Origin of the sequence: Microbacterium sp. VKM Ac-2870 (genome assembly GCF_015350795.1) — a bacterium.
GTDB lineage: Bacteria > Actinomycetota > Actinomycetes > Actinomycetales > Microbacteriaceae > Microbacterium.
Window position 1 is genome coordinate 96,151 of the sequence record NZ_JADKSH010000002.1, and the last position, 22,408, is coordinate 118,558.

Consider the following 22,408-nt stretch of genomic DNA (forward strand, 5'->3'; position numbering starts at 1 on the left):
CGAGAGGATGAGTCGCGATGAACATCCCCGCCGCCCCGGTCGCCGCGACCAGCAATGCAACTCTCCGGGGCAACAACCTCGCTCTCGTGTCCACGCTGGTGCACCGCTCCGGTCCGCTGAGCCGCGCCGAACTCACCGCGCAGACCGGTTTGAGCCGCTCGGCGATGGCGGGGCTGATCGGCGAGTTGGCCGACCGGGGCTGGGTCACGGAGGAGGCGCCGGCTCCGAGCGGTCGTATCGGTCGGCCGAGCCCGATCGTCATGCCCGGACGCGCCTTCGCCGCCGTCGGTGTGCACATCGACGCCGACGCGATCACGGTGGGTCTGGTCGGTCTCGGCGGGGAGCTGCTGCGCCGCATCCGCGTCGACGTCCGCACCCCGCCGACCCCTGCCGAAGCCGTGCGCACCGTCGGCTCCGTCGTCGATGGTTTTCGCCTGGAGCGCGCGGAACGGAGCATCATCGGCATCGGAGTCGCCGTTCCTGGACTCGTGGATGCCGAGTCGGGAGATGTGCGATGGACTCCGCGACTGGGGTGGTCGGGCGTGGCGATCGGCACGCAGTTGGAGCGCGCGCTCGGCATCCCCGTGCTCGTGGGCAACGACTGCTCCCTGGAGGGCATCGCCGAGGCGCGGTTCGGAGTGGCGCGGGGAATCGACGACGTCGTCTACGTCGCCGGTCACGCCAGCGGAATCGGCGGTGGGGTCATCGTCGGCGGGGTGCCGTTGCAGGGCGCCTCCGGCTACGCGGCAGAACTCGGCCACACCCTCGTGCGCACCGGCGGCGCACACTGCCGGTGCGGGCGTCGCGGCTGTCTCGAAGCCGAAGTGAGTCTGGACGGCCTGCTCGAGATCCTCGGCCGTTCCACGATCGACCAGGACGAGCTCGACATCGAGCTCGGCACCTCCCGCGATCCGCGACTGCTCGCCGAGGTCACGAGGCAGACCTCGCTGCTCGCCGAGGGGTTGTCGACCTTCATTCACCTGTTCAACCCGAGGATGGTCGTTCTGGGCGGGTTCCTCGGGTCGCTGCTGTCGGTCGGCCGCGAGCGCCTCTCGGTGGAGGTGTCGTCACGAACGCTCAGCGAGTTCCGGCGGAGCGTGCGCATCGAACGCGCCGCCCTGCGCTCGCGCCTCGAGCTGGTGGGAGCCACCGAACCGCTCTTCGACAGGGCACTGGCCGACCCCGCCGCGGGGGGAGCGATCCGCTGAGGCGGCGCCGACGGCAATACATCCCGCGATGGATGCCGCGACACACCGCCGTCGCGTAGCGTCGAAACGTGTTCCGCGCGCTGACCCGTACGCAGCTGACCGTCGACATCGTCGCGGCCGGCGTGTTCGCGATGTTCGCGGTGGTGGCGACCCTCGCGCCGTGGGACTCGATCCGATCGGCGATGCTCCCGCCGCGTCTCGCGCTGATCGTGGCGCTGCTGCTCACGCTGGGCTATGCGGCCGCCGGCGCCATTCGCCGGCTCTCACCCGAGCTCGCTCTCGTCGTCTGCTGGACGGCGGCGCTCTTGCAGATGGCGATGGGGCTTCCGCCGCTGCCCGGCAACGTCGTCATCTTCGGCGTGCTGTACACGACGGCGGCCTACGGCGCCCGTCGCACCTTCTGGTTCGGGCTCGCCTCATCGTTGATCGGTGCCGTGGCGATCGCCACGTACCTCGTCGTCATACCGCTCGTCCTCGGGCAATCGGCCTCGAACGGCATCGGCACCTACGTCTTCGCCACCGCCGCGGCCTTCGTGTCTGCGGCCTTCGCGCTGCTGCTGTCGTGGACGACCGGCGCACTGGTGCGCACGAGTGTTCGCGCGCGAGAGAACCGTCGCGCCCAGGAACGTGCCGAGAGCGCCGCCGCCGCCGAGGCGGAGCGCACGCGCATCGCCCGCGACATGCACGACGTCGTCGCTCATTCGCTCGCCGTCGTCATCGCGCAGGCGGACGGTGCCCGCTACGCCGCGGCATCCGATCCCGAGGTGGCCGCGGTGACCCTCGGCACCATCTCGACGACCGCTCGCGCTGCGCTGTCCGACGTGCGGATGCTGCTGACCCAGCTGCGCCACACCCAGGCGGAGGGCCCGCAGCCGACGCTCGCCGACCTCGAACAGCTCTACGCTCAGGTGCGCGCCGCGGGGGTCGTGCTGCGCGTCGATGTCGACCCGGCCCCGGCGAGCGAGATCCCGGCCGCTGTCCAGCTGGCGGTGTACCGGATCTTGCAGGAAGCGCTCACCAATGCGCTCCGCCACGGCGTGGATGCCCAGGTCAGCGTCGACCTCGCGTGGCACCCTGAGAGGGTGCAGGTGAGCGTCAGCAACCCCGTGGCTCCGGTCGAGCCGGTCAGCCCCGCTCTGCCCGGATTGCCGGGTCTGCCCAGTGAGCGGACGGCGGGCGAGTCCCGCGGGCACGGCCTCATCGGCATGCGCGAGCGTGCCCAGTTGGCCGGTGGTACCTTCGACGCCGCTCGCCAGGGAACGCAGTTCGTGGTGCGCGCCAGCCTGCCGATCGCCGCGGGTGGACGCGCATGAGCGCTCCGATCCGTGTCGTCCTCGTCGATGACCAGGCCCTGTTCCGCGCCGGCATCCGCATGGTGATCGACTCGCAGGCCGACCTGACGGTCGTCGGCGAGGCGGGTGACGGCGCCGAGGGCGTGCGCGTGGTCCGCGCCACGCGGCCCGATGTCGTACTCATGGACATCCGCATGCCGGTAATGGACGGCCTCGCCGCGACGGCCGAGCTGCTGGCCGATCCGACGCTGGGCGCGGACCCTCCGCGCATCGTCATGCTGACGACGTTCGACCTCGACGAGGCGGCCGCGCGCGCCATCCGCCAGGGAGCGAGCGGCTTCCTGCTGAAGGATGCCGACCCCGAGTTCCTGCTCGCGGCGATTCGCACGGTGCAGTCCGGCTCGGCCGTCATCGCCGCCGCTGCCACGCGCGAGCTGTTCGCGCAGTTCTCCGAGCCCGCCCGCACGGTGCCGCCGGCTTTCGCCGCGCTGACCGAGCGCGAACGGGAGATCTTCGCCCTCGCCGCCCGCGGCCTGTCCAACGCCGAGATCGCCCAACGCGAGTTCCTGTCGGAAGCGACCGTGAAGACACACATCAGCCGCATCCTCAGCAAGCTGACGCTGCGCGACCGCGTGCAGCTCGTCGTGTTCGCGTTCGAGCACGGCCTCGCCTGACCCCGCCCGGGCGGCGGACCGCCGGTCATCCTCGCGATGTACACGTGCGCGACCCCGGGCCGACGCGGCGGCAGAGGCGCGTCCGTAGCGTCGAAGGCATGGAGATCACGACCACCGACCTCGGGCTCGCTGCCCGCGTCCACAGCCTCACGAAGACCTACGGAACCGGTGAGACCGGGGTCCGTGCGCTCGACGGTGTCACCGTCGGCATCCGCCGCGGAGAGTTCACCGCCATCATGGGCCCCTCGGGCTCGGGTAAGTCGACGCTCATGCACATCATGGCCGGGCTGGATGCCGCGACCAGCGGCCGTGCCTGGATCGGCGACACCGAGATCACCGCACTGTCCGACCTCGAGCTGACCATTCTGCGCCGCCGCCGCATCGGCTTCGTCTTCCAGGCCTTCAACCTGGTGCCGACGCTGGACGCGCTCGCCAACATCCTGCTGCCGTTCGACCTCGACGGGCGTCGGCCCACCGCGCTCGAGCGAGCACGGATCGACAACCTCATCGATACCCTGGGCCTGCGGCAGCGGCTCACTCACCGCCCGCACGAGCTCTCCGGCGGTCAGCAGCAACGCGTCGCCATCGCCCGTGCGCTCGCGACGGCGCCCGACCTGGTCTTCGCCGACGAGCCCACCGGCAACCTGGATTCGCGTTCGAGCCGCGAAGTGCTCGCGCTGCTCGCCGCCGCGAGTCGGCAGCACGGGCAGTCCATCGCCATGGTGACCCACGATCCGGTTGCGGCGGCCCACGCCGACCGGGTGCTGTTCCTCGGCGACGGCCGCGTCGTCGCCGACAAGCCGAAGCAGACCGCCGAGCAGGTGTCGGCGTTCATGCTCGCCGCGGAGGTGGCGGCATGAGTGCCGTGGTCGCCGACATCGGCGCACGGCCCGGCGGTGGAGCGGATGCCGAACTGCGATCCGCCCGCGGATCGTTCGCCTGGCTGCGCGAGCGGGGGATGGGGGCGACGATCCTCGTTGCGGCCATCTCCGCGGCGTTCGGCGTGCTGCTGCTGACGGCGACCGGCTACATCGCCGCGTGGGCGCGGAGCGATCCCTACCTCGGCGACAGTGCCACCGTCGCCGCCGTGCTCGGCATCCTCAGTGTTCTGCTGGTCGGCGTCGCGGTCTACGTCGCCGCGATCGTGACCGCCAACACCTTCGCGACGATCATCGCGGGCCGCACCCGCCAGATCGCCATGATGCGCCTGATCGGAGCCTCTGCGCGCACGCAGCGCCGGGAGGTCGGCCGTCAGGGGCTGATCGTGGGCGCGATCGGCGCGAGCATCGGGCTCATGGTCGGCATCGCCGCGGCTGCGGTGCTGCTGCGCGTCGCCGACATGGCCCTCGGCATCTCTCCGGGATACAGCGTGCTGCAGCCGGTGATGCTGGTTCCGGCCGCGGTGGTGGCGCTCACGACGTGGGCCGGGGCGTGGAGCGGATCTCGCCGCGTGCTGACGGTGACGCCCCTGCAGGCGCTCGCCGGCTCGGCGCCGCGTACCCACGAGCAGTCCCAATCCCGCGGGCGCAACGCCGCCGCCATCGTGCTGTTCGTCGTCGGTGCGGCGCTGCTGGCCGCCGGCGTGCTCGTGGGGTTCGTCTCCCCGCTCGGGGTCGTCGTCGCCTTCTTCGGCGGCATCCTCTCCTTCACCGGCCTGGCGCTCGGCGCCGTGCTGGTCATGCCGCCGCTGCTGCGTGCGACCGGGCGCCTTTTCGGACGCTCGACGACCGCACGGCTGGCCGCCGAGAACGCACTTCGCTACCCCGAGCGTGCGAGCCGCATGGCCATCGGCGTCGTGATGGGCGTGACGCTCGTCGTGATGTTCGCTGTGGCCAGCGACTCGGTCAAAGCCGTGATGACGGCGGCGGCGGGCGGAACGGCGCCGGCGGAGATGAACCGCGTGCTCGACACGTTCGCGGCGATCATGATGGGCCTGGTCGCCGTGTCGGCGGTGATCGCGGCCGTGGGACTGGTCAACCTGCTCACGATCGGCGTGGTGCAGCGACGCCGCGAGCTCGGGCTGCTGCGTGCGCTGGGGCTCACGTCGGGGCAGATCCGCCGCGTCGTGCTGCTCGAAGCCGTGCACGTGACCATCACCGCGCTCGCCTTCGGGCTGGTGCTCGGCATCGCCTACGGGTGGGTGGCGGCGCAGTCACTGCTGGGTGCGGTGTCGTTGCCGCCGGCGTTCTCGGCGCCCACGTTCGTCGCGCCCGCCGTCCCCGTGGTGCCGGTGCTGATCGTGGTCGCCGCGACCGCTGTCCTCACCGCCATCGCCACGGTGGTGCCCACTCGGCTGGCGACGCGAGTGACAGCCGTGGAAGCGCTCGCCGAGTGAGACGCCGGGCGCCGCGGTCATGGCTTCGACCGCGGCGCCCGGGTCGTCTGCGCGATCGCGTCAGTCGTCGACGTCCGCCGTCTCGGGGTCGTACGCCCACGTCGGCGCGAGCGCGCGCAGCCGCGCGCCACGCCATTGCCAGGTCGCCCACAGCACAGGCCACAGGGCAGCGGCCGCCGCCCCGCCGATCACGAGGCGATCGCGCCACAGCGTCTTCGTCGGATCGCCCGGCGCCGGCGCGACGGCCATCTGGTGGTCCCAGACGTCGAGGGCCGCGAGGGGCCCCGTCAGCGGAATACCGCTGTCACGGAAGACACGCACGCGCCCGTTCGCGTCGCTCGTGAACCGTTCGCTCACATGGATCAGCTGCTGACCGAGCGCAAGTGCGCCACCGAGGGTCATCTCCACCGGTACGTCGGCTCCCGGCTCGAGCCGGTTCGGCATCCCTTCGGCCGCCATGGGTACGAGTTCGACGAACGGTCCGTAGAGGTCGGCGACCGCGCGCGGAGAATGCAGCGCGCGCCACGCGGCATCCGCATCGCAGTCCAGCACCAGTTTCAGCATGATCCGCATGCCGTCAGTCTCGCATCCGCGCCCGTAGCCTGGAGGAATGCCTTCTTTCTTCGATCAGGGTCGATATCAGGTGCGTATGGACTGGGGCCTCGAGGGCCTCGTCCGCGTCGCGCCGTCGGATGTCGTGATCGTCGTCGACGTGCTGCGGTTTTCGAGCACGGTGGCCCGCCGCCTCGACGCCGGTGAGACGGTGCCGCTGGATGCCGACGCGCACGCCGTGTCGCTGAACGGTGCCGCGCTGGCGGCGCGTGCCGCCGAGACCGGGGCGGTCGTGCTGCTGGGAGCTCTCGCGAGTGCGAGCGCGGTCGCGCGGGCGGTGCTCGCGGAGCAGCAGCGCCGCGCGGCGCGGACGAGCATCCTCGTGCTGGCCGCCGGCGAACTCGCCTCGCGGGAGGCGGATGCCGCGTTGCGCTTCGCGGTGGAGGACCTGTTGGGGGCGGGAGCCGTGGTCGATGCGCTCGGTGCGCTCGGCATCGACCACACCTCGCCCGAGGCGGCCGCCGCCTGCGAAGCGTTCCGCGGGCTGCGCCCGGCCGTGCGGCATCTGCTCACCGCGAGTGGATCGGGGCAGGAGCTGATCGAGCGCGGCGTGCGCGAGGAGGTGCTCGCCGCGGCGACGGTGGATGCCGCGGCATCCGCGCCGGTGCTGCGAGACGGCGTCTTTTCGCCGTACGTCTGAGGCCGGCGGTCGGCCTGCGAGTGGCGGCCCGCGAGTGGCGGTTCGACTCGCGGCTGCGCCGCTCGCGAGGCGACCGGAGGCAACACGCTGCAGACGTCAGCGCTCCGCGCCGACCGTTTCGCGTGGGGTCATCGCGGCCCGTCGGGTCGCTGTCGAGATCTCGCGGCGCGTCCACGCGAACAAGAACCGGTCATCGAACGAGGGCGAGCACCGCGCGCACGATGTCGGCCGCGTGGCGCGTCGGTGGCGGTAGGCGACGTGACCGGCCGGGCACATGCCCACCCAGGGGGCGAGCTCGGTCGCCGTCTCGCCGTGATGCGTCGTGCCCCCCGTGTAGCCCAAGGTCCGGGCGACGCGTTTCCATGAGGATCCGTGACCGGCGCGGGGTCCGGCGAGCGCATGCGCGATCTCGTGCAGCAGTGTCTGCCGATTTGTCTCATCGTCGTACCGAGCCGCGAGATATCGCGAGACGGTGATGCGCTGCCGGGTGTAGTCGCAGGCGCCCGCACGCCGCTTGGCGTTGTCGAACGCGAACGTCCACGACGCGTCGAGATGCGCGTGGATGAGCGTCTCGGCCTCGCGCCGGACGACGTCCAGATCGGTCATGCGCACACGTTAGTTCAGAGCGGCGACACTCAGCTGGCGACGGCCGTGCGGCGACGGTCGGCGGCCTCGATGGCGAGCAGCGTCGATTCCAGCTGCTCCTCCGGGGCGCCTGCCTGCTGACGCAGGAAGAGGGCCCGCTTGAAATCGGCACGCGCCTCTGCGAAGTCCTCTGCGTCGTAACTGACCTTGCCGCGGTGCTGGAAGGCGAAGGCGGCGAGGGCCGCCCAGCCCTGCCCCTCGGCCTCTTCGGCGCACGTCGTCAGTTCCTGGTGCGCCGCCGCGTAGGCGCCGCGCATCTGCAGCACGGTGGCGTGCAGGATGCGGGCGCGCAGGAGGTCTTTGCGGGTGCCGCCCATCCGTGCGACCCGAACCGACTGCTCGGACACGACGAGCGACTCCTCGAGGCGGCCGAGCACCTTCAGCAGCCACACGCGCTCCAGCAGGGCGGCGAGGCTCCGCTGGTCTCCCAGCTCGTCGAGACGTTCCTGACAGCGGTGGGGCTCGACGATCTCGCGCAGGGTCTGCGGGTCGTATCCCTTGATGTAGCTCATCGGCAGCCCCCTTCGTCGTGCTGGTCGCGCGGTCGTGCGGCGCGCTCATCCAGTGTCACCCGGTCGCGCCGACGAGAGCGTCTGCACACGCCGCTCGTGCGCATTCTCAGCGCTCGAAAACCGAGGCGGCGGGCTTCGGTGATGCGGTGGCGTCGGCATCCGTCGCCACGCGTGCCCCGCGCACGAACTCGTCCAACTCGGCCCCCTGAGCGACCTTCGCCGGGTGCGGGCCGGCGGCCATCAGGCGGGGCAGCCACTCCACCGGCAGTGGGCTCGGCGAGGCCGCGATGACGAGATTGCCGAAGCGGCGCCCCTTGAGTGTCTGCACCTCGGCGAGCACGATCACTTCGGGCAGCACGGCGCGGACGGTGGCCACCTCGCGGCGGGCGAAGGCCAGCCCCGCCCCGTCGGCCACGTTCACCAGGAGCACACCGTCGGGCGCGAGCAGACCGGCAAGGATGCGGAAGTACTCGACGGTCGTGAGGTGCGCGGGCGTCTGGGCGCCGGCGAACACGTCCGACACGACGAGGTCGGCCGCGCCCTGCAGGCCGGCCGGCAGCCTGCTCGCGACGTCGCGCGCGTCGCCGATGCGCACCCGCACCTGCGCGCCGCGAGGCAGCGGCAGTTCGGCGCGCACGAGATCGATGAGCGGCTGCTCCAGCTCGATCACCTGTTGACGCGAGCCCGGCCGGGTGTGCTCGACGTAGCGGGGAAGAGTGAGGGCGCCCGCGCCGAGGTGGATCGCGGTGAGGGGCTGTCCCGGCATCCGGAGCCGGTCGATCACCGCGCCCATGCGAGCGATGTACTCGAAGTGCAGGTGGCTCGGGTCGTCGAGGTCCACGTGGGACTGCGGGGTGCCGTCGACGTCGAGCTCATGGCCGCCGGCGTACCGGCTGGGCACGACCCGCGCGATCGTTCCGTCCGACAGGCGCACCTGCGGGCCGCCATCCTCCACGTGCGCACGGGCCATGTGTCCACGCTAGTCGCGGGTCGGCGCGCCGCGAGCCGGGCCGCGGCGCGAGCCGCCGCGTTCGCGTTCCGTATTCAGTCCCTGCGGTGCGGTCTCGTGACCGCGGTGCGCCCGCGGTGCGTGTTTCCGCGGGTCGGGGAGCGGACGGCGCGCGCGGAGACTGAATACGGAACGCAGATCGGCGGGGGTGAGCCCTGCGCGAGAGCGCCGGCACGGCCCGCGCGAACGCCGGTACGCTCGGATCGTGGCGGCCATCGATCTCAACGCCGATCTCGGCGAAACGGTCGATGGGGTGCCCACGGCCGACGACGACGCGATGTTCGCGCTCATCTCGAGCGCGTCGATCGCGTGCGGAGGCCATGCTGGCGACGTCGAGGCCATGCGGGCCGCCGTCGAGCGCGCGACGCGCACGGGTGTCGCGATCGGGGCGCACCCGTCGTACCCCGACCGCGCCGGGTTCGGGCGTACGCGCCTCGCGATGGCGGAGGCCCATCTTCGGGCGAGCCTCGCTGACCAGCTCCGGGCGCTCGCCGCCGCGGGCGCCGACATCCGCTACGTGAAGCCGCACGGCGCGCTCTACCACGCGGTCCGGGGCGAGGCGGCGCACGCGCGCGCCGTCGTGGACGCCGTTGCCGAACTGTCCGTCGCACTCGGCCGCGCGTTGCCGATCCTAGGATTGGACGGTGTCATCGCCGCCGAAGCGGCCCGTGCGGGCCTGCCCTTCCTGCCGGAGGCGTTCCTCGATCGCGGCTACCGCTCCGACGGCACGCTGGTGCCGCGCGGCGAGGCCGGCGCGCTCCTGCGCGATGTGCAACAGGTTGCGGCGCGCGCCGTGGGCCTGGCCCGCGACGGCGTGGTGGAGGCGGTCGACGGCCGTCTCGTCGTGACGGGCGCGGTTTCGCTGTGCCTGCACGGCGACTCGCCGGGCGCGGTGGAGATGGCCCGGGCGGTGCGCGTCGCTCTGGATGCCGCGGGCGTCGAGATCGCCCCGCCCTGGTAGGGGTGGCGGCCCGATGAGCGACACGGTGATGAGCGAGGGCATCCGCCTCCGGAGCTTCGGCGAGCGGGCGGTCCTCGGCGAAGTGGACGACCTGGCCGCGGTTCTCGCCCTGCACGCGCGGCTCACGGCGACGCTGATGCCGGGTGTCGTCGATCTCGTGCCCGCGGCGGCGACAGTGCTGGTCGTCGTCGACCCCGCGACGCTGCCGCTCGCGACGGCGCGAGCGTGGGTCGCGGCGGCGGCGGCGGACAGCGCGGCTCAGCACCCGGCGGCGCCGCCGCGCACCGTCGAGGTGCCGGTCGTCTACGACGGCGATGACCTCGAGGTCCTTGCCGCCGAGCTCGGGATCAGCGCAGCGCGCCTGATCGCGGAGCACGTGGCGGCCCGGTGGACGGTCGCCTTCACCGGTTTCGCACCCGGGTTCGGCTATCTCGTGAGCGAGGAATGGCCCTACGACGTGCCGAGGCGCTCGCGCCCGCGGTCGCGGGTGCCGGCCGGCTCCGTCGCGCTCGCCGGACGCTTCTCGGGTGCGTACCCGCGGGCGACGCCCGGAGGGTGGCAGCTCATCGGCACGACGTCGGCGGTGCTGTTCGACCCGGATGCCGCGGCCCCCGCCCTGCTGCGGCCCGGCGACGCGGTCCGCTTCGTCCCGGGAGCCGCGTCGACGTCGCCGACGCCGGCCCGCATCGCCCCTTCCGCGCCGCCGCCGTCCCGCGCGCGAGACGGCGGGATCCGCGTGCTCGTCCCCGGACTTCTGGCCACCGTCCAGGATCAGGGGCGAACCGGCGCCCTCGCGGCGGGAGTCGCGGTCTCCGGCGCCGCCGACCGTGCCGCGCTGCGCGCCGCCAATCGTCTCGTCGGCACCGCGGAGCACGCGGCGGGCATCGAGGTGACGATGGGCGGGTTCCGTGCGGTGCGGGATGCCGCGGCATCCGCCGACGACCTGTGGTTCGCGATCGCGGGGGCCTGGGGCGCGATCTGCCTCGACGGGCGTGCGCTCGACCCCTACGCGGCGCACCGCTGGCCGGCGGGGGCGGAGCTGGCGATCGACTGGTTCGACCACGGCGCCCGCGCCTACCTCGCCGTGCGCGGCGGCGTCGTCGCCCGGTCGCTGTTCGGATCGCGGGCGAGCGACACCCTCGCGGGTCTCGGCCCGCCCCCTCTCCGTGCGGGGGACGTGCTCGAGGTCGGCCACGACGTCTTCGGACCCGTGCCCGCCGCCGACCTTCGGCCCTGGGGCCCGCCGGCGGCGGAGCTTGAGATCACGCTCGCTCCCGGACCGCGCGCCGATCGATTCGTCAGTCTCGATCCGCTGTTCCGCCAGGTGTGGACGGTGTCGGCGCAGGCCGATCGTGTCGGCATCCGTCTCGACGGTCCGCCGCTCGTCCGTGCCGAGCGCCCGGACGGGACGGAGGAACTGCCGAGCGAAGGGATGCTGCCCGGCGCGATCCAGGTACCGCCCGACGGTCGCCCCGTGATCCTCGGTCCGGACGGTCCCGTCACGGGCGGCTATCCCGTCGTCGCGGTGGTGACGGATGCCGATCGCGATGCGCTCGGGCAGGCGCGGCCGGGCACCCGCATCCGCTTCCGGCACACCCGCGGCATCCTCTGAACCCGTCGCCGAGGGGCCTCTGAAGGACACGTCCGCGCGTTTATACCGCAGCATCCGAGGCTCGTCAAGAATCGACTGGACATGGCGCGTCGCGCGGGCTATAGTAGGTAGTTGCGCTCCCTTCCCCCATGCCCTCATATGGTGGTCGGCTTGTGCCTGCGTTGAATGAACGTGCCCCCGTCTCGTCGGGGCGTGTTGCGCAGGAGAGGAACGGAGCACTCCACCTGACGACAAGGAAACCAGCCCCCGCCCGGGCTCATGGAGGTAATCCCCTTGGCTGCTGCGCGCAACGCAACCAATTCCACCACCACCCCCAAGAACGGCCGCGGCGCTTCGCGTCTGTCGTTCGCCAAGATCTCCGACACGCTGACGGTCCCCGACCTTCTCGCGCTGCAGACGGAATCCTTCGACTGGCTCGTCGGTAACGACGCCTGGAAGGCCCGTGTGGCAGAGGCGAAGGAAGCCGGCCGCACCGACGTGCCCGAGACCAGTGGCCTCGAGGAGATCTTCGAGGAGATCTCGCCCATCGAGGACCTCGGCGAAACGATGCAGCTGAGCTTCACGAACCCCTACCTCGAACCCGAGAAGTACTCGATCGAAGAGTGCAAGGAGCGCGGCAAGACCTACGCCGCCCCGCTGTACGTCGAGGCCGAGTTCATGAACCACCTCACCGGTGAGATCAAGACCCAGACGGTCTTCATGGGCGACTTCCCGCTGCAGACCGGCAAGGGAACCTTCATCATCAACGGCACCGAGCGTGTCGTCGTCTCGCAGCTGGTCCGCAGCCCGGGTGTCTACTTCGACAAGACCCCCGACAAGACCAGTGACAAGGACATCGTCTCGGCCCGCGTCATCCCCAGCCGTGGCGCCTGGCTCGAGTTCGAGATCGACAAGCGCGACCAGGTGGGCGTGCGCATCGACCGTAAGCGCAAGCAGTCGGTCACCGTCTTCCTCAAGGCCCTCGGCCTGTCCAGCGAAGACATCCTCGAGCAGTTCGCCGGCTACGAGTCGATCGCCGACACGCTGAGCAAGGACACGATCCTCACCAAGGAAGACGCCCTTCGCGACATCTACCGCAAGCTCCGTCCGGGCGAGCAGGTGGCCGCCGAGGCCGCGCGCGCCCTGCTGGACAACTTCTACTTCAACCCGAAGCGCTACGACCTGGCCAAGGTGGGTCGCTACAAGATCAACCAGAAGCTCGGCCTCGACAAGCCGCTGAGCGACTCGGTGCTCACCGTCGACGACATCGTCGCGACGATCAAGTACCTCGTCGCCCTGCACAACGGCGACGCGACGCTTCCGGGCGTCCGCAACGGCCAGCCCGCCGAGATCCGCCTGGACATCGATGACATCGACAACTTCGGCAACCGTCGCATCCGCGCCGTCGGCGAGCTCATCCAGAACCAGGTCCGCACCGGTCTGTCCCGCATGGAGCGCGTCGTCCGCGAGCGCATGACCACGCAGGACATCGAAGCGATCACGCCGCAGACCCTGATCAACGTGCGCCCCGTCGTCGCCGCGATCAAGGAGTTCTTCGGAACGTCGCAGCTGTCGCAGTTCATGGACCAGAACAACCCGCTCGCGGGTCTGACCCACAAGCGGCGCCTGTCGGCGCTGGGCCCCGGTGGTCTGTCGCGTGAGCGCGCGGGCGTCGAGGTCCGCGACGTGCACCCCTCGCACTATGGCCGCATGTGCCCGATCGAGACCCCGGAAGGCCCGAACATCGGCCTCATCGGCTCGCTCGCGTCGTTCGCCCGTATCAATGCGTTCGGCTTCATCGAGACGCCGTACCGTCGCGTGGTCGACGGCAAGGTCACCGACCAGATCGACTACCTCACGGCATCCGAGGAGAACGACTACATCGTCGCTCAGGCCGGTGTCGAGTTGACCGCCGAGAACAAGTTCGCGACCGACCGCGTGCTCGCCCGCCGCGGTAAGGGTGGCGAGGTCGACCTGTTCCACGCCGACGAGATCGGCTACATGGACGTCTCGCCGCGCCAGATGGTGTCGGTCGGTACCTCCCTCATCCCGTTCCTCGAGCACGACGACGCGAACCGTGCCCTCATGGGTGCGAACATGCAGCGTCAGGCCGTGCCGCTGCTGCGCAGCGACTCGCCGTTCGTCGGAACCGGTATGGAGGGCTACGCCGCGATCGACGCCGGTGACGTCATCACCGCCGACAAGGCCGGTGTCGTCATGGAGGTCTCCGCCGACGTCGTCACCGTGCAGCTCGACGAGGGCGGCACGAAGGACTACTTCCTCCGCAAGTTCGACCGCTCCAACCAGGGCAACTCCTACAACCAGCGCGTCATCGTTTCGGCGGGCGACCGGGTCGAGGTCGGCGAAGTCATCGCCGACGGCCCCGCCACCGAGAACGGCGAGCTGGCCATCGGAAAGAACCTGCTCGTCGCGTTCATGACGTGGGAGGGTCACAACTTCGAGGACGCCATCATCCTCAGCCAGGACCTCGTCAAGAACGACACCCTCTCCTCGATCCACATCGAGGAGTACGAGGTGGATGCTCGCGACACGAAGCTCGGCAAGGAGGAGATCACCCGTGACCTCCCCAACGTCAGCCCTGACCTGCTGAAGGACCTCGATGAGCGCGGCATCGTCCGCATCGGCGCCGAGGTTCGCCCCGGTGACATCCTCGTCGGCAAGGTCACGCCCAAGGGTGAGACCGAGCTGTCCGCCGAGGAGCGCCTGCTCCGCGCGATCTTCAACGAGAAGAGCCGCGAAGTCCGTGACACCTCGCTGAAGGTTCCCCACGGTGAGCAGGGCACGATCATCGCGGTGAAGGAGTTCAACGCCGAGGACGGCGACGACGAGCTCGGCTCGGGCGTCAACCGCCGCGTCGTGGTCTACATCGCCCAGAAGCGCAAGATCACCGAGGGTGACAAGCTCGCCGGCCGTCACGGCAACAAGGGCGTCATCGCGAAGATCCTGCCCGTCGAGGACATGCCGTTCCTCGCCGACGGCACGCCCGTCGACGTGGTGCTCAACCCGCTCGGCATCCCCGGTCGCATGAACTTCGGCCAGGTGCTCGAGACCCACCTCGGGTGGATCGTCAAGCAGGGCTGGAAGGTCGAAGGCACCCCCGAGTGGGCTGCGCACCTGCCTGTGGAGGCTCGCGAGGCCGCCCCCGGTACCAAGGTGGCGACCCCGGTGTTCGACGGTGCGCACGAGGCGGAGATCGCGGGTCTGCTCGACTCGACGCTCCCCAACCGCGATGGCGAGCGCCTCATCGGCAGCTCGGGCAAGACGACGCTGTTCGACGGCCGCTCCGGCGAGCCGTTCCCGGCGCCCGTCTCGGTCGGCTACATGTACATCCTGAAGCTGCACCACCTGGTGGACGACAAGATCCACGCGCGTTCGACGGGCCCGTACTCGATGATCACCCAGCAGCCGCTCGGTGGTAAGGCGCAGTTCGGTGGCCAGCGCTTCGGTGAGATGGAGGTGTGGGCCCTCGAGGCCTACGGTGCCGCGTACGCGCTCCAGGAGCTCCTGACGATCAAGTCCGACGACATCGTCGGCCGCGTGAAGGTCTACGAGGCCATCGTCAAGGGCGAGAACATCCAGGAGCCCGGCATCCCCGAATCGTTCAAGGTGCTCATGAAGGAAATGCAGTCGCTCTGCCTGAACGTCGAGGTCCTCTCGGCCGACGGCACGCCTGTCAACCTCCGTGACACCGACGATGAGGCGTTCCGCGCTGCGGAAGAGCTCGGCATCAACATCTCCAGCCGTTTCGAGTCCTCGTCCATCGACGAGATCTGACTCCTTCGACGGGCTCAGCACCCGCTGAGCCTCCGGCCTCCGGCCGCTGAGCCCGTCGAAGCACCACCGATTTACAGAGCTTTCTGAGACACAGGAGAACCAGTGCTCGAGTCCACCACTTTCGATCAGCTTCGCATCGGCCTTGCCACCGCTGACGACATCCGTCGTTGGTCGTTCGGCGAGGTAAAGAAGCCCGAGACCATCAACTACCGCACCCTCAAGCCCGAGAAGGACGGTCTGTTCGGCGAGCAGATCTTCGGACCCTCGCGCGACTGGGAGTGCGCGTGCGGCAAGTACAAGCGTGTCCGCTTCAAGGGCATCGTCTGCGAGCGTTGCGGCGTCGAGGTCACCAAGAGCTCGGTGCGCCGTGAGCGCATGGGCCACATCGAACTCGCCGCCCCCGTCACGCACATCTGGTACTTCAAGGGCGTGCCCTCGCGCCTGGGCTACCTGCTCGACATGGCGCCGAAGGACCTCGAGAAGGTCATCTACTTCGCCGCCTACATGGTGATCTCGGTCGACGAAGATGCTCGCCACCGCGACATGCCGACCCACGAGGCCAACCTGCGCCTCGAGATCAAGAACCTCGCCGACCGTCGCGACGCCCGCGTCGCCGCGCGTCTGTCGACCCTCGAAGAGGAGCTTGCTGCTCTCGAGGCCGAGGGGGCCAAGGCCGACCAGAAGAAGAAGGTCAAGGACGCCGCCGAGAAGGAGATGGCGTCGATCCGCAAGAATGCGGACGACCAGGTCGCCAAGCTCGAGCGCATGTGGGACGAGTTCCGCGGCCTCGCCGTGGGTCAGCTCAAGCAGGAGGACGACGTCTTCCACGAGCTGCAGGACCGCTTCGGTCAGTATTTCGAGGCCTACATGGGTGCGGAGTCGATCCAGCGTCGCCTCCAGGCGTTCGACCTGGCCGCCGAGTCCGAGTCGCTGCACCTTCAGATCTCCGAGGGCAAGGGCCAGCGCAAGATCCGTGCGATCAAGCGCCTCAAGGTCGTCAACTCGTTCCTGCAGACGGGCATGAGCCCGGCATCCATGGTTCTGGACGTCGTCCCGGTGATCCCGCCGGAGCTGCGCCCGATGGTCCAGCTCGACGGTGGCCGCTTCGCCACCAGCGACCTGAACGACCTGTACCGCCGTGTGATCAACCGCAACAACCGTCTTCGTCGTCTGATCGACCTCGGTGCCCCCGAGATCATCGTCAACAACGAGAAGCGGATGCTGCAGGAGGCCGTCGACGCACTGTTCGACAACGGCCGCCGTGGTCGCCCCGTCACCGGTACCGGCAACCGTGCCCTGAAGTCGCTGTCCGACATGCTCAAGGGCAAGCAGGGTCGCTTCCGTCAGAACCTGCTCGGCAAGCGCGTGGACTACTCGGGTCGTTCGGTCATCATCGTCGGCCCGCAGCTCAAGCTGCACCAGTGTGGTCTGCCCAAGCAGATGGCCCTCGAGCTGTTCAAGCCGTTCGTGATCAAGCGCCTGATCGACCTCGGTCACTCGCAGAACATCAAGGCCGCCAAGCGCGCCGTCGAGCGCACGCGTCCCGAGGTCTGGGACGTGCTCGAGGAGATCATCCGCGAGCGTCCCGTGCTGCTCAACCGTGCGCCCACGCTGCACCGCCTCGGCATCCAGGCCTTCGAGCCTCAGCTCGTGGAGGGCAAGGCCATCCAGCTGCACCCGCTCGTGTGTGCCGCGTTCAACGCGGACTTCGACGGTGACCAGATGGCTGTGCACCTGCCGCTGTCGGTCGAGGCTCAGGCCGAGGCCCGCGTGCTGATGCTCGCGTCGAACAACATCCTCAAGCCCTCCGACGGCCGCCCGGTCACCCTGCCTTCGCAGGACATGATCATCGGCCTGCACCACCTGACCACGGTCATCGAGGGTGCGAAGGGCGAGGGCCGCGTGTTCGGTTCGGTCGGCGAGGCGATCTTGGCCAAGGACGAAGGAACCCTCGACCTGCAGGCCAAGGTGCGCATCCGCATCCGCGGTCTGAGCTTCCTCGAGGGCGAAGCCCCCGAGGGCTACGAGCGCCACGGCCTCGTGGACGCCTCGCTCGGTCAGGCGATCTTCAACGACACGCTGCCCAAGGGCTACCCGTTCGTTCGCGAGCAGGCCGACAAGGGCAAGCTGTCGCAGATCGTCAACAAGCTGGCCGAGGAATACCCCAAGGTCGAGGTCGCGGCATCGCTGGACCGCATCAAGGATGCCGGTTTCTACTGGGCCACGCGTTCGGGTGTCACGGTCGCGCTCAGCGACATCCTGACCCCGCCGAACAAGGGCGAGATCATCGCCAAGTACGAGAAGCAGGCGCAGAAGGTCCAGGGCCAGTTCGAGAAGGGTCTCGTCACCGACGCCGAGCGTCGTCAGGAGCAGATCAAGATCTGGACCGAGGCGACCGACGAGGTGCAGGCGGCGATGAAGGCCAACTTCCCGGCCGACAACACCATCAACCGCATGGTGAGCTCGGGCGCCCGTGGTAACTGGCTGCAGATCCGTAACATCGCCGGTATCCGAGGCCTGGTCAACAACACCAAGGGTGAGATCATGCCCCGCCCGATCATCTCCTCGTACCGCGAGGGGCTGTCGGTCGCGGAGTACTTCACCGCGACGCACGGTGCCCGTAAGGGTCTGGCCGACACGGCCCTCCGTACCGCCGACTCGGGTTACCTGACGCGACGCCTCGTGGATGTCTCGCAGGACGTCATCATCCGTGAGGACGACTGCGGCACCTCCAAGGGCCTCGAGTTCACGATCGCCGCTGCGGGTGCCGACGGCACCCTGGTGCGCGACGCGAACGTCGAGAACTCGGTGTTCGCCCGTACGCTCGCCGCCGAGGTGGTCGCGCCGTCCGGCGAGATCGTCGCCGAGGCCGGAGACGACGTGGGCGACGTGCTCATCGACAAGCTCGTGGCCGCCGGTGTCGAGACGATCAAGGTGCGCTCGGTGCTCACCTGTGAGTCGGCCGTCGGTGTCTGCGCGAGCTGCTACGGCCGTTCGCTCGCGACCGGCAAGCTCGTCGACATCGGAGAGGCTGTCGGCATCATCGCGGCCCAGTCGATCGGTGAGCCCGGCACGCAGCTGACGATGCGTACCTTCCACACCGGTGGTTCCGCGTCGGCCGACGACATCACACAGGGTCTGCCCCGCGTGCAGGAGCTGTTCGAGGCGCGTACCCCCAAGGGTGCCTCCCCGATCGCCGAGGCCGAGGGTGTCATCAAGATCGATGAGACCGACAAGGCCAAGAAGGTCATCCTGACGCCCGACAACGGCGACGAGCCGCACGTCTACCCCGTCCTGAAGCGCGCGACGCTGCTGGTCGAGGACGGACAGCGCGTCACGGTCGGCCAGCCGATCCTGGTGGGCACGCTCGACCCCAAGGAGGTCATGCGTGTCATGGGTGCCCGCGAGGTGCAGAAGTACCTCGTCAACGGCGTCCAGGGCGTCTACCGCTCGCAGGGTGTGCCGATCCACGACAAGCACATCGAGGTCATCGTTCGCCAGATGCTGCGGAAGGTCACCGTGGTCGACCACGCCGACACGACGCTGCTTCCGGGTGAGCTGGTCGACTTCAAGCGCTACCAGCAGATCAACCGCGAGGCCGTGGCGGAGGGCAAGCGCCCCGCGTCGGGTCGTCCGGAGCTGATGGGTATCACGAAGGCGTCGCTCGCGACGGAGTCGTGGCTGTCGGCGGCATCGTTCCAGGAGACCACCCGCGTTCTGACGCAGGCGGCCATGGAGGGCAAGAGCGACCCGCTCGTCGGCCTCAAGGAGAACGTCATCATCGGAAAGCTCATCCCCGCCGGCACCGGCCTTGCGAAGTACCGCAATGTCGTGGTCGAGGCGACGGAGGAGGCCAAGAGCGAGCGGTACCCCAACCGCATCTTCGCCTCGGACGGCGCGTACAGCGACGCCGACCTGAGCTACGTCGATTTCGACAGCTTCTCGACGGACGACTTCACGCCCGGCACGTACAACTGATTGAGGCGAGCGGAGAACGAGCTCGCTCGTTCGACCGAGCCGATTGAGGTTGTCGAGCAACCCAGTCGCGAGAACAACTGAGTCGCTGACGCGACGCAGACCCGAAGGGCCCCAGGACAATCTCCTGGGGCCCTTCCTCGTCCTCGCGGCCGCACCTCCTCCCGAGAGCCGCCACGTTTCGCCCGGGCCGCCACGATCCGCACGCACGAAACGTGGCGGCTCGAGCGGATCATTGCGGGTCGCGACGGAGGGGTCGAGTTAGCCTGGGGGCATGGCCCGGGTCGGCGGCAGAAATGCCATTTTCGCGTGGGTCGTCGGCATCGGATGCGCGGCGACCGTCGGCGTCTTGGCCGCGCTCGCCATCCCGATGATCCCGGCATCCGTCTCGTGGGTGGGCGAGGCCGTGCAGCGCCCCGCGACCTCGACTCCCGCCGTGGCCGACGCCGACGCCGGCGGGGTTCCGACCACGTGCGCCCAGCTCTACGATCAGGCGCTGTGGGCGGCGCTGCGGTTCACACAGGGAGCGGCGATGACGCCCTCGACCGATCCGCCCACCACGACCGCCGCACAGTTGGTCACAGCGCTCAAGCCCCAGGTCTCGCTGACTTGCACCTGGCACGCCGACGCCGGCACGGTCGCCACGACACTGGCCACCGTCCCCACGGATGCCGGTCCCATCGCCGCCTCGGCGTTGCCGGCCGCGGGTTTCACGTGCACGTCGCAGGGTGAGCGCACCCGCTGCGCGCGTACCGATGGCGATCTCACCGAGACCATCGAGGCGGGTGGTGGCCGCTGGTTGTCGACGAGCGAGAGCGGCTGGCATCCCACCGACTACGTCAGCCGTACGGCGAAACGCGTCTGGGGCTGACCGGACTACCGGGTCGCGGACGGGCTGGGCGCGGGTGCCGGCGTGCGCGGCGCCGAGCCGGCTGGAGGCCAGAGCGCATCGATGACGGCGTCGGTGTAGCCGGCCGGAGCGAGGTTCGTGTATTGCGTGTCGACGATGACCCCGTCGCGGTAGAAGAGCGTGCGGCCCTCCTCGACGGGGAGCGTGGCGGACTGCCACGTCTTCTCGCAGCGGATGCCGCCATGAGGCTCGTAGCATGTGTAGCCCTGGCTGCCGAGGGCGTAGAGAGCGTCGCGCGCCTCCTGGTCGGGGGAGTACCCGATGAGGGTCACCAGGCGCGTGCCGACGGCGCCGGGCTCGCCCCACACGCACACGCGGGTGCTGTCGGCGCGGATGCCGCCGCCCATACCCTCGGCGTTCAGAGGTACCCCGTCGAGCTCTTGCAGCACGGTCGAGGTGAGCAGATCACGGCATCCCTGGGGGAGGTTGGCGGGCAGCGCCGTCGTCGAGGTGGACGGGCCCATCGGGAACGGCGCGATCGTCATGCTCGGCGTGGGGGTCGGTGCCGCCACGGCTGCGGTGCCGGTACCCGTCGTGGCGCCGCCGTCGGGGACGCCGGCGCAGGCGCTCAGCGCGGCCGCGGCGACGAGTGAGAGCGCGAGGGCGGCGAGGCGTCGACGAACGGTCATGGGGCCACGATAAGCGGCGGATCGGCATCGCACGTCGAGACACGTCGGCATGGCTCCCGGCCGCCGCGGAGGGTGGGCGTTACGCTCGCTCTGCGGCGGCGCACGCCCCGCGTGAGGAGCACACGCCATGAGCGACCCCAAGTACGGCGACCCGATCGAGGAGCCGACCCCGGTCGAGACCGCGTCGGTCGACGACGCCGTCGCGAGCGCCCATGCAGGCCTCGCCGACGCCGAGGCGGTCTCTCGCGAGGTCGCCGTCGACGAGCCCGTCTCGCACGACGCCCCCGCGGCGGATGCCGCCACCACGCACATCGACGCACCCACCCGCGCCGAGTCCACCCACGGCTCGTCCTACGCCGATGACCCGGTGGACGAGGCCTATGTTCCGGGCGCGTACTCGAGTTCAGATGCAGAGACCGTCGCGGTCGCCGAGCCCGTGGTTCCCGTCGTGCCGGTCGTCGCGCCGGCTCCCGCTCCGCAGCCGATCTTCGTCCAGGCCCCCGAGCCGCCGCGCCTGCGGGGCAACCGCGGTGCCGCGGGTGCGATCGGCCTGCTGGCCGCGGTCGTCTTCGGCGTGCTGTACCTGGGTGCGGCGCTCGCGCTCAAGGCCGTCTCCGGAGAGGTCACCGGCGCCAACGTCGGCACTGCGGCGCTGGCCGCGGTGCAGTCGTGGTGGCTGTGGGTTCCGGTGGTCGTCTTCTTCATCGGTTTCTGGCTGCTGGGCGCCATCATCAATCGTGGGCGCTGGGGTCACTGGGTGATCTTCGGCCTGCTCGTCGGCGTGGTCGCTTACCTCGGTCACCTGCTCGGCCAACTCTTCCAGGCCCCGTTCTGGACTCTCACGGCGCGTCAGGGTGCCGACCTCGTGCACGACCAGCTGCTCGCCCCGCTCGCGATCGTCGCGTTCGTGCTCGGCCGTGAACTCACGATCTGGTTCGGAGCCTGGGTCGCGGCGCGCGGCAAGCGCATCACCGAGATCAACGACGAGGCCCAGCGCGAGTATGAGCGCACGCTCGAGGCGGGGCCCCGGCTGCACCAAAGCTGATGTCCACCCCGGACCCCGGTGGGCAGGGCGCCGGCGAACGCGGGGGAGGCGTCACCCCGCTCGTCGCGACCGCGTTCGCCCTTGTCGGCTTCTTCGCTCTCGTGGTCGCCGGTTTCGGCATGCTGAGCCTGTTCTCCGGTGCAGACGTGCTGCCCGTCGCCGGGCTCGGGCAACTTCCGGGTGTGGGCGGGACAGTACTCGCGGTCGTCGTCTTCGGGCTCACCACCTGGGCGGCCGTACGTCCCCGTCGGGCCCGCTACGTCGCGGTTCCCACCGTCGCGGTCGCGACCTTCCTCGCGTACCTCTTCGGGGTGCTCCTGGGAGCGGTGTTCTCCGGCACGGATGCCGCGCGGACGGCAGCGGCCATCGGTGCCTTCGCGACGTCGTGGTTCGCAGTCGTTCTGGCGTCCGCGGCGCTGGTCTGCGCGTGGGTGGCCATCGCGCTTGTCCGCACGGCTGCAGGGCGTCCGCGGTGGCCCTGGGAGCGCGACGAGTCATAGATTTCGGCTCCGTTGAGCTGGCTGCCGGACGGCCCACACGCCGCCGATGCCCGCAAATCCGCCGTGATCGGCCCA

18 protein-coding genes are annotated in these 22,408 nt (G+C 70.1%); 13 read left to right on the plus strand and 5 right to left on the minus strand.

Annotation, left to right across the window (positions count from 1 at the left end):
* Positions 1–17 precede the first annotated feature (17 nt).
* From ITJ43_RS04380 to ITJ43_RS04400, 5 genes are all read left to right on the plus strand, one after another.
* Positions 18–1,208: an ROK family transcriptional regulator gene (locus ITJ43_RS04380; RefSeq protein WP_194582623.1), complete on the plus strand. Its 1,191-nt coding sequence runs from the start codon at positions 18–20 to the stop codon at positions 1,206–1,208.
* Positions 1,209–1,276: 68 nt separating this feature from the next.
* Complete coding sequence (locus ITJ43_RS04385) at positions 1,277–2,521, plus strand: sensor histidine kinase (protein ID WP_194582624.1); 1,245 nt, start codon at positions 1,277–1,279, stop codon at positions 2,519–2,521.
* The gene (locus ITJ43_RS04390; RefSeq protein ID WP_194582625.1) at positions 2,518–3,174 is read left to right on the plus strand and encodes a response regulator; all 657 of its coding nucleotides are present in this window, start codon (positions 2,518–2,520) and stop codon (positions 3,172–3,174) included. The genes ITJ43_RS04385 and ITJ43_RS04390 overlap by 4 nt, the downstream gene beginning before the upstream one ends.
* Positions 3,175–3,272: 98 nt before the next feature.
* Positions 3,273–4,034, plus strand: a complete 762-nt coding sequence (locus tag ITJ43_RS04395; RefSeq protein ID WP_194582626.1) for an ABC transporter ATP-binding protein — start codon at positions 3,273–3,275, stop codon at positions 4,032–4,034.
* Positions 4,031–5,509: an ABC transporter permease gene (locus ITJ43_RS04400; RefSeq protein ID WP_194582627.1), complete on the plus strand. Its 1,479-nt coding sequence runs from the start codon at positions 4,031–4,033 to the stop codon at positions 5,507–5,509. Before ITJ43_RS04395 ends, ITJ43_RS04400 begins: the two co-directional genes overlap by 4 nt.
* A gap of 60 nt (positions 5,510–5,569) precedes the next feature.
* Here the strand turns inward: ITJ43_RS04400 and ITJ43_RS04405 are convergent, their stop codons facing one another.
* Positions 5,570–6,082, minus strand: coding sequence for a hypothetical protein (locus ITJ43_RS04405; RefSeq protein ID WP_194582628.1), 513 nt, complete (start codon positions 6,080–6,082; stop codon positions 5,570–5,572).
* Between the two features lie 37 nt (positions 6,083–6,119).
* On the opposite strand from ITJ43_RS04405, the gene ITJ43_RS04410 reads away from it, so the two are divergent.
* Positions 6,120–6,761 (plus strand): 2-phosphosulfolactate phosphatase, encoded by a 642-nt coding sequence (locus ITJ43_RS04410; protein ID WP_194582629.1) that lies wholly within the window; start codon positions 6,120–6,122, stop codon positions 6,759–6,761.
* A 96-nt stretch (positions 6,762–6,857) separates the two neighbouring features.
* Here ITJ43_RS04410 and ITJ43_RS04415 read toward each other — a convergent pair whose 3' ends face one another.
* From ITJ43_RS04415 to ITJ43_RS04425, 3 genes are all read right to left on the minus strand, one after another.
* Entirely contained in the window at positions 6,858–7,367 is a 510-nt protein-coding gene (locus tag ITJ43_RS04415) for a SprT-like domain-containing protein (RefSeq protein ID WP_194582630.1), read from the minus strand.
* 29 nt (positions 7,368–7,396) lie between these two features.
* Entirely contained in the window at positions 7,397–7,918 is a 522-nt protein-coding gene (locus ITJ43_RS04420) for a hypothetical protein (RefSeq protein WP_194582631.1), read from the minus strand.
* 106 nt (positions 7,919–8,024) lie between these two features.
* Positions 8,025–8,888: a spermidine synthase gene (locus ITJ43_RS04425; protein ID WP_194582632.1), complete on the minus strand. Its 864-nt coding sequence runs from the start codon at positions 8,886–8,888 to the stop codon at positions 8,025–8,027.
* Between the two features lie 244 nt (positions 8,889–9,132).
* On the opposite strand from ITJ43_RS04425, the gene ITJ43_RS04430 reads away from it, so the two are divergent.
* From ITJ43_RS04430 to ITJ43_RS04450, 5 genes are all read left to right on the plus strand, one after another.
* Complete coding sequence (locus ITJ43_RS04430; protein ID WP_194582633.1) at positions 9,133–9,888, plus strand: LamB/YcsF family protein; 756 nt, start codon at positions 9,133–9,135, stop codon at positions 9,886–9,888.
* 13 nt (positions 9,889–9,901) lie between these two features.
* Positions 9,902–11,500, plus strand: a complete 1,599-nt coding sequence (locus tag ITJ43_RS04435) for a 5-oxoprolinase/urea amidolyase family protein (protein WP_194582634.1) — start codon at positions 9,902–9,904, stop codon at positions 11,498–11,500.
* Positions 11,501–11,773: 273 nt separating this feature from the next.
* Complete coding sequence (gene rpoB / locus ITJ43_RS04440) at positions 11,774–15,274, plus strand: DNA-directed RNA polymerase subunit beta (RefSeq protein ID WP_194582635.1); 3,501 nt, start codon at positions 11,774–11,776, stop codon at positions 15,272–15,274.
* A gap of 102 nt (positions 15,275–15,376) precedes the next feature.
* On the plus strand, positions 15,377–19,252 hold the full coding sequence (rpoC, locus tag ITJ43_RS04445; protein WP_194582636.1) for a DNA-directed RNA polymerase subunit beta': 3,876 nt from the start codon (positions 15,377–15,379) through the stop codon (positions 19,250–19,252).
* Between the two features lie 271 nt (positions 19,253–19,523).
* Complete coding sequence (locus ITJ43_RS04450; RefSeq protein WP_194582637.1) at positions 19,524–20,120, plus strand: hypothetical protein; 597 nt, start codon at positions 19,524–19,526, stop codon at positions 20,118–20,120.
* Between the two features lie 5 nt (positions 20,121–20,125).
* Here the strand turns inward: ITJ43_RS04450 and ITJ43_RS04455 are convergent, their stop codons facing one another.
* Entirely contained in the window at positions 20,126–20,788 is a 663-nt protein-coding gene (locus ITJ43_RS04455; protein WP_194582638.1) for a hypothetical protein, read from the minus strand.
* 127 nt (positions 20,789–20,915) lie between these two features.
* On the opposite strand from ITJ43_RS04455, the gene ITJ43_RS04460 reads away from it, so the two are divergent.
* Entirely contained in the window at positions 20,916–21,833 is a 918-nt protein-coding gene (locus ITJ43_RS04460; protein WP_194582639.1) for an ABC transporter, read from the plus strand.
* A complete protein-coding gene (locus tag ITJ43_RS04465) occupies positions 21,833–22,333 on the plus strand; it encodes a hypothetical protein (protein ID WP_194582640.1) in 501 nt (166 codons plus the stop codon). The genes ITJ43_RS04460 and ITJ43_RS04465 overlap by 1 nt, the downstream gene beginning before the upstream one ends.
* Positions 22,334–22,408 lie beyond the last annotated feature (75 nt).

Bases quoted from the DNA above. Each gene is read 5' to 3' on its own strand.
- ITJ43_RS04390 (WP_194582625.1), top strand. From the start codon at position 2,518: ATGAGCGCTCCGATCCGTGTCGTCCTCGTCGATGACCAGGCCCTGTTC.
- ITJ43_RS04400 (WP_194582627.1), top strand. From the start codon at position 4,031: ATGAGTGCCGTGGTCGCCGACATCGGCGCACGGCCCGGCGGTGGAGCG.
- ITJ43_RS04455 (WP_194582638.1), bottom strand. From the start codon at position 20,788: ATGACCGTTCGTCGACGCCTCGCCGCCCTCGCGCTCTCACTCGTCGCC.
- ITJ43_RS04395 (WP_194582626.1), top strand. From the start codon at position 3,273: ATGGAGATCACGACCACCGACCTCGGGCTCGCTGCCCGCGTCCACAGC.
- ITJ43_RS04380 (WP_194582623.1), top strand. From the start codon at position 18: ATGAACATCCCCGCCGCCCCGGTCGCCGCGACCAGCAATGCAACTCTC.
- ITJ43_RS04460 (WP_194582639.1), top strand. From the start codon at position 20,916: ATGAGCGACCCCAAGTACGGCGACCCGATCGAGGAGCCGACCCCGGTC.
- ITJ43_RS04410 (WP_194582629.1), top strand. From the start codon at position 6,120: ATGCCTTCTTTCTTCGATCAGGGTCGATATCAGGTGCGTATGGACTGG.
- ITJ43_RS04405 (WP_194582628.1), bottom strand. From the start codon at position 6,082: ATGCGGATCATGCTGAAACTGGTGCTGGACTGCGATGCGGATGCCGCG.
- ITJ43_RS04420 (WP_194582631.1), bottom strand. From the start codon at position 7,918: ATGAGCTACATCAAGGGATACGACCCGCAGACCCTGCGCGAGATCGTC.
- ITJ43_RS04415 (WP_194582630.1), bottom strand. From the start codon at position 7,367: ATGACCGATCTGGACGTCGTCCGGCGCGAGGCCGAGACGCTCATCCAC.
- ITJ43_RS04425 (WP_194582632.1), bottom strand. From the start codon at position 8,888: ATGGCCCGTGCGCACGTGGAGGATGGCGGCCCGCAGGTGCGCCTGTCG.
- ITJ43_RS04435 (WP_194582634.1), top strand. From the start codon at position 9,902: ATGAGCGACACGGTGATGAGCGAGGGCATCCGCCTCCGGAGCTTCGGC.
- ITJ43_RS04450 (WP_194582637.1), top strand. From the start codon at position 19,524: ATGGCCCGGGTCGGCGGCAGAAATGCCATTTTCGCGTGGGTCGTCGGC.
- ITJ43_RS04465 (WP_194582640.1), top strand. From the start codon at position 21,833: ATGTCCACCCCGGACCCCGGTGGGCAGGGCGCCGGCGAACGCGGGGGA.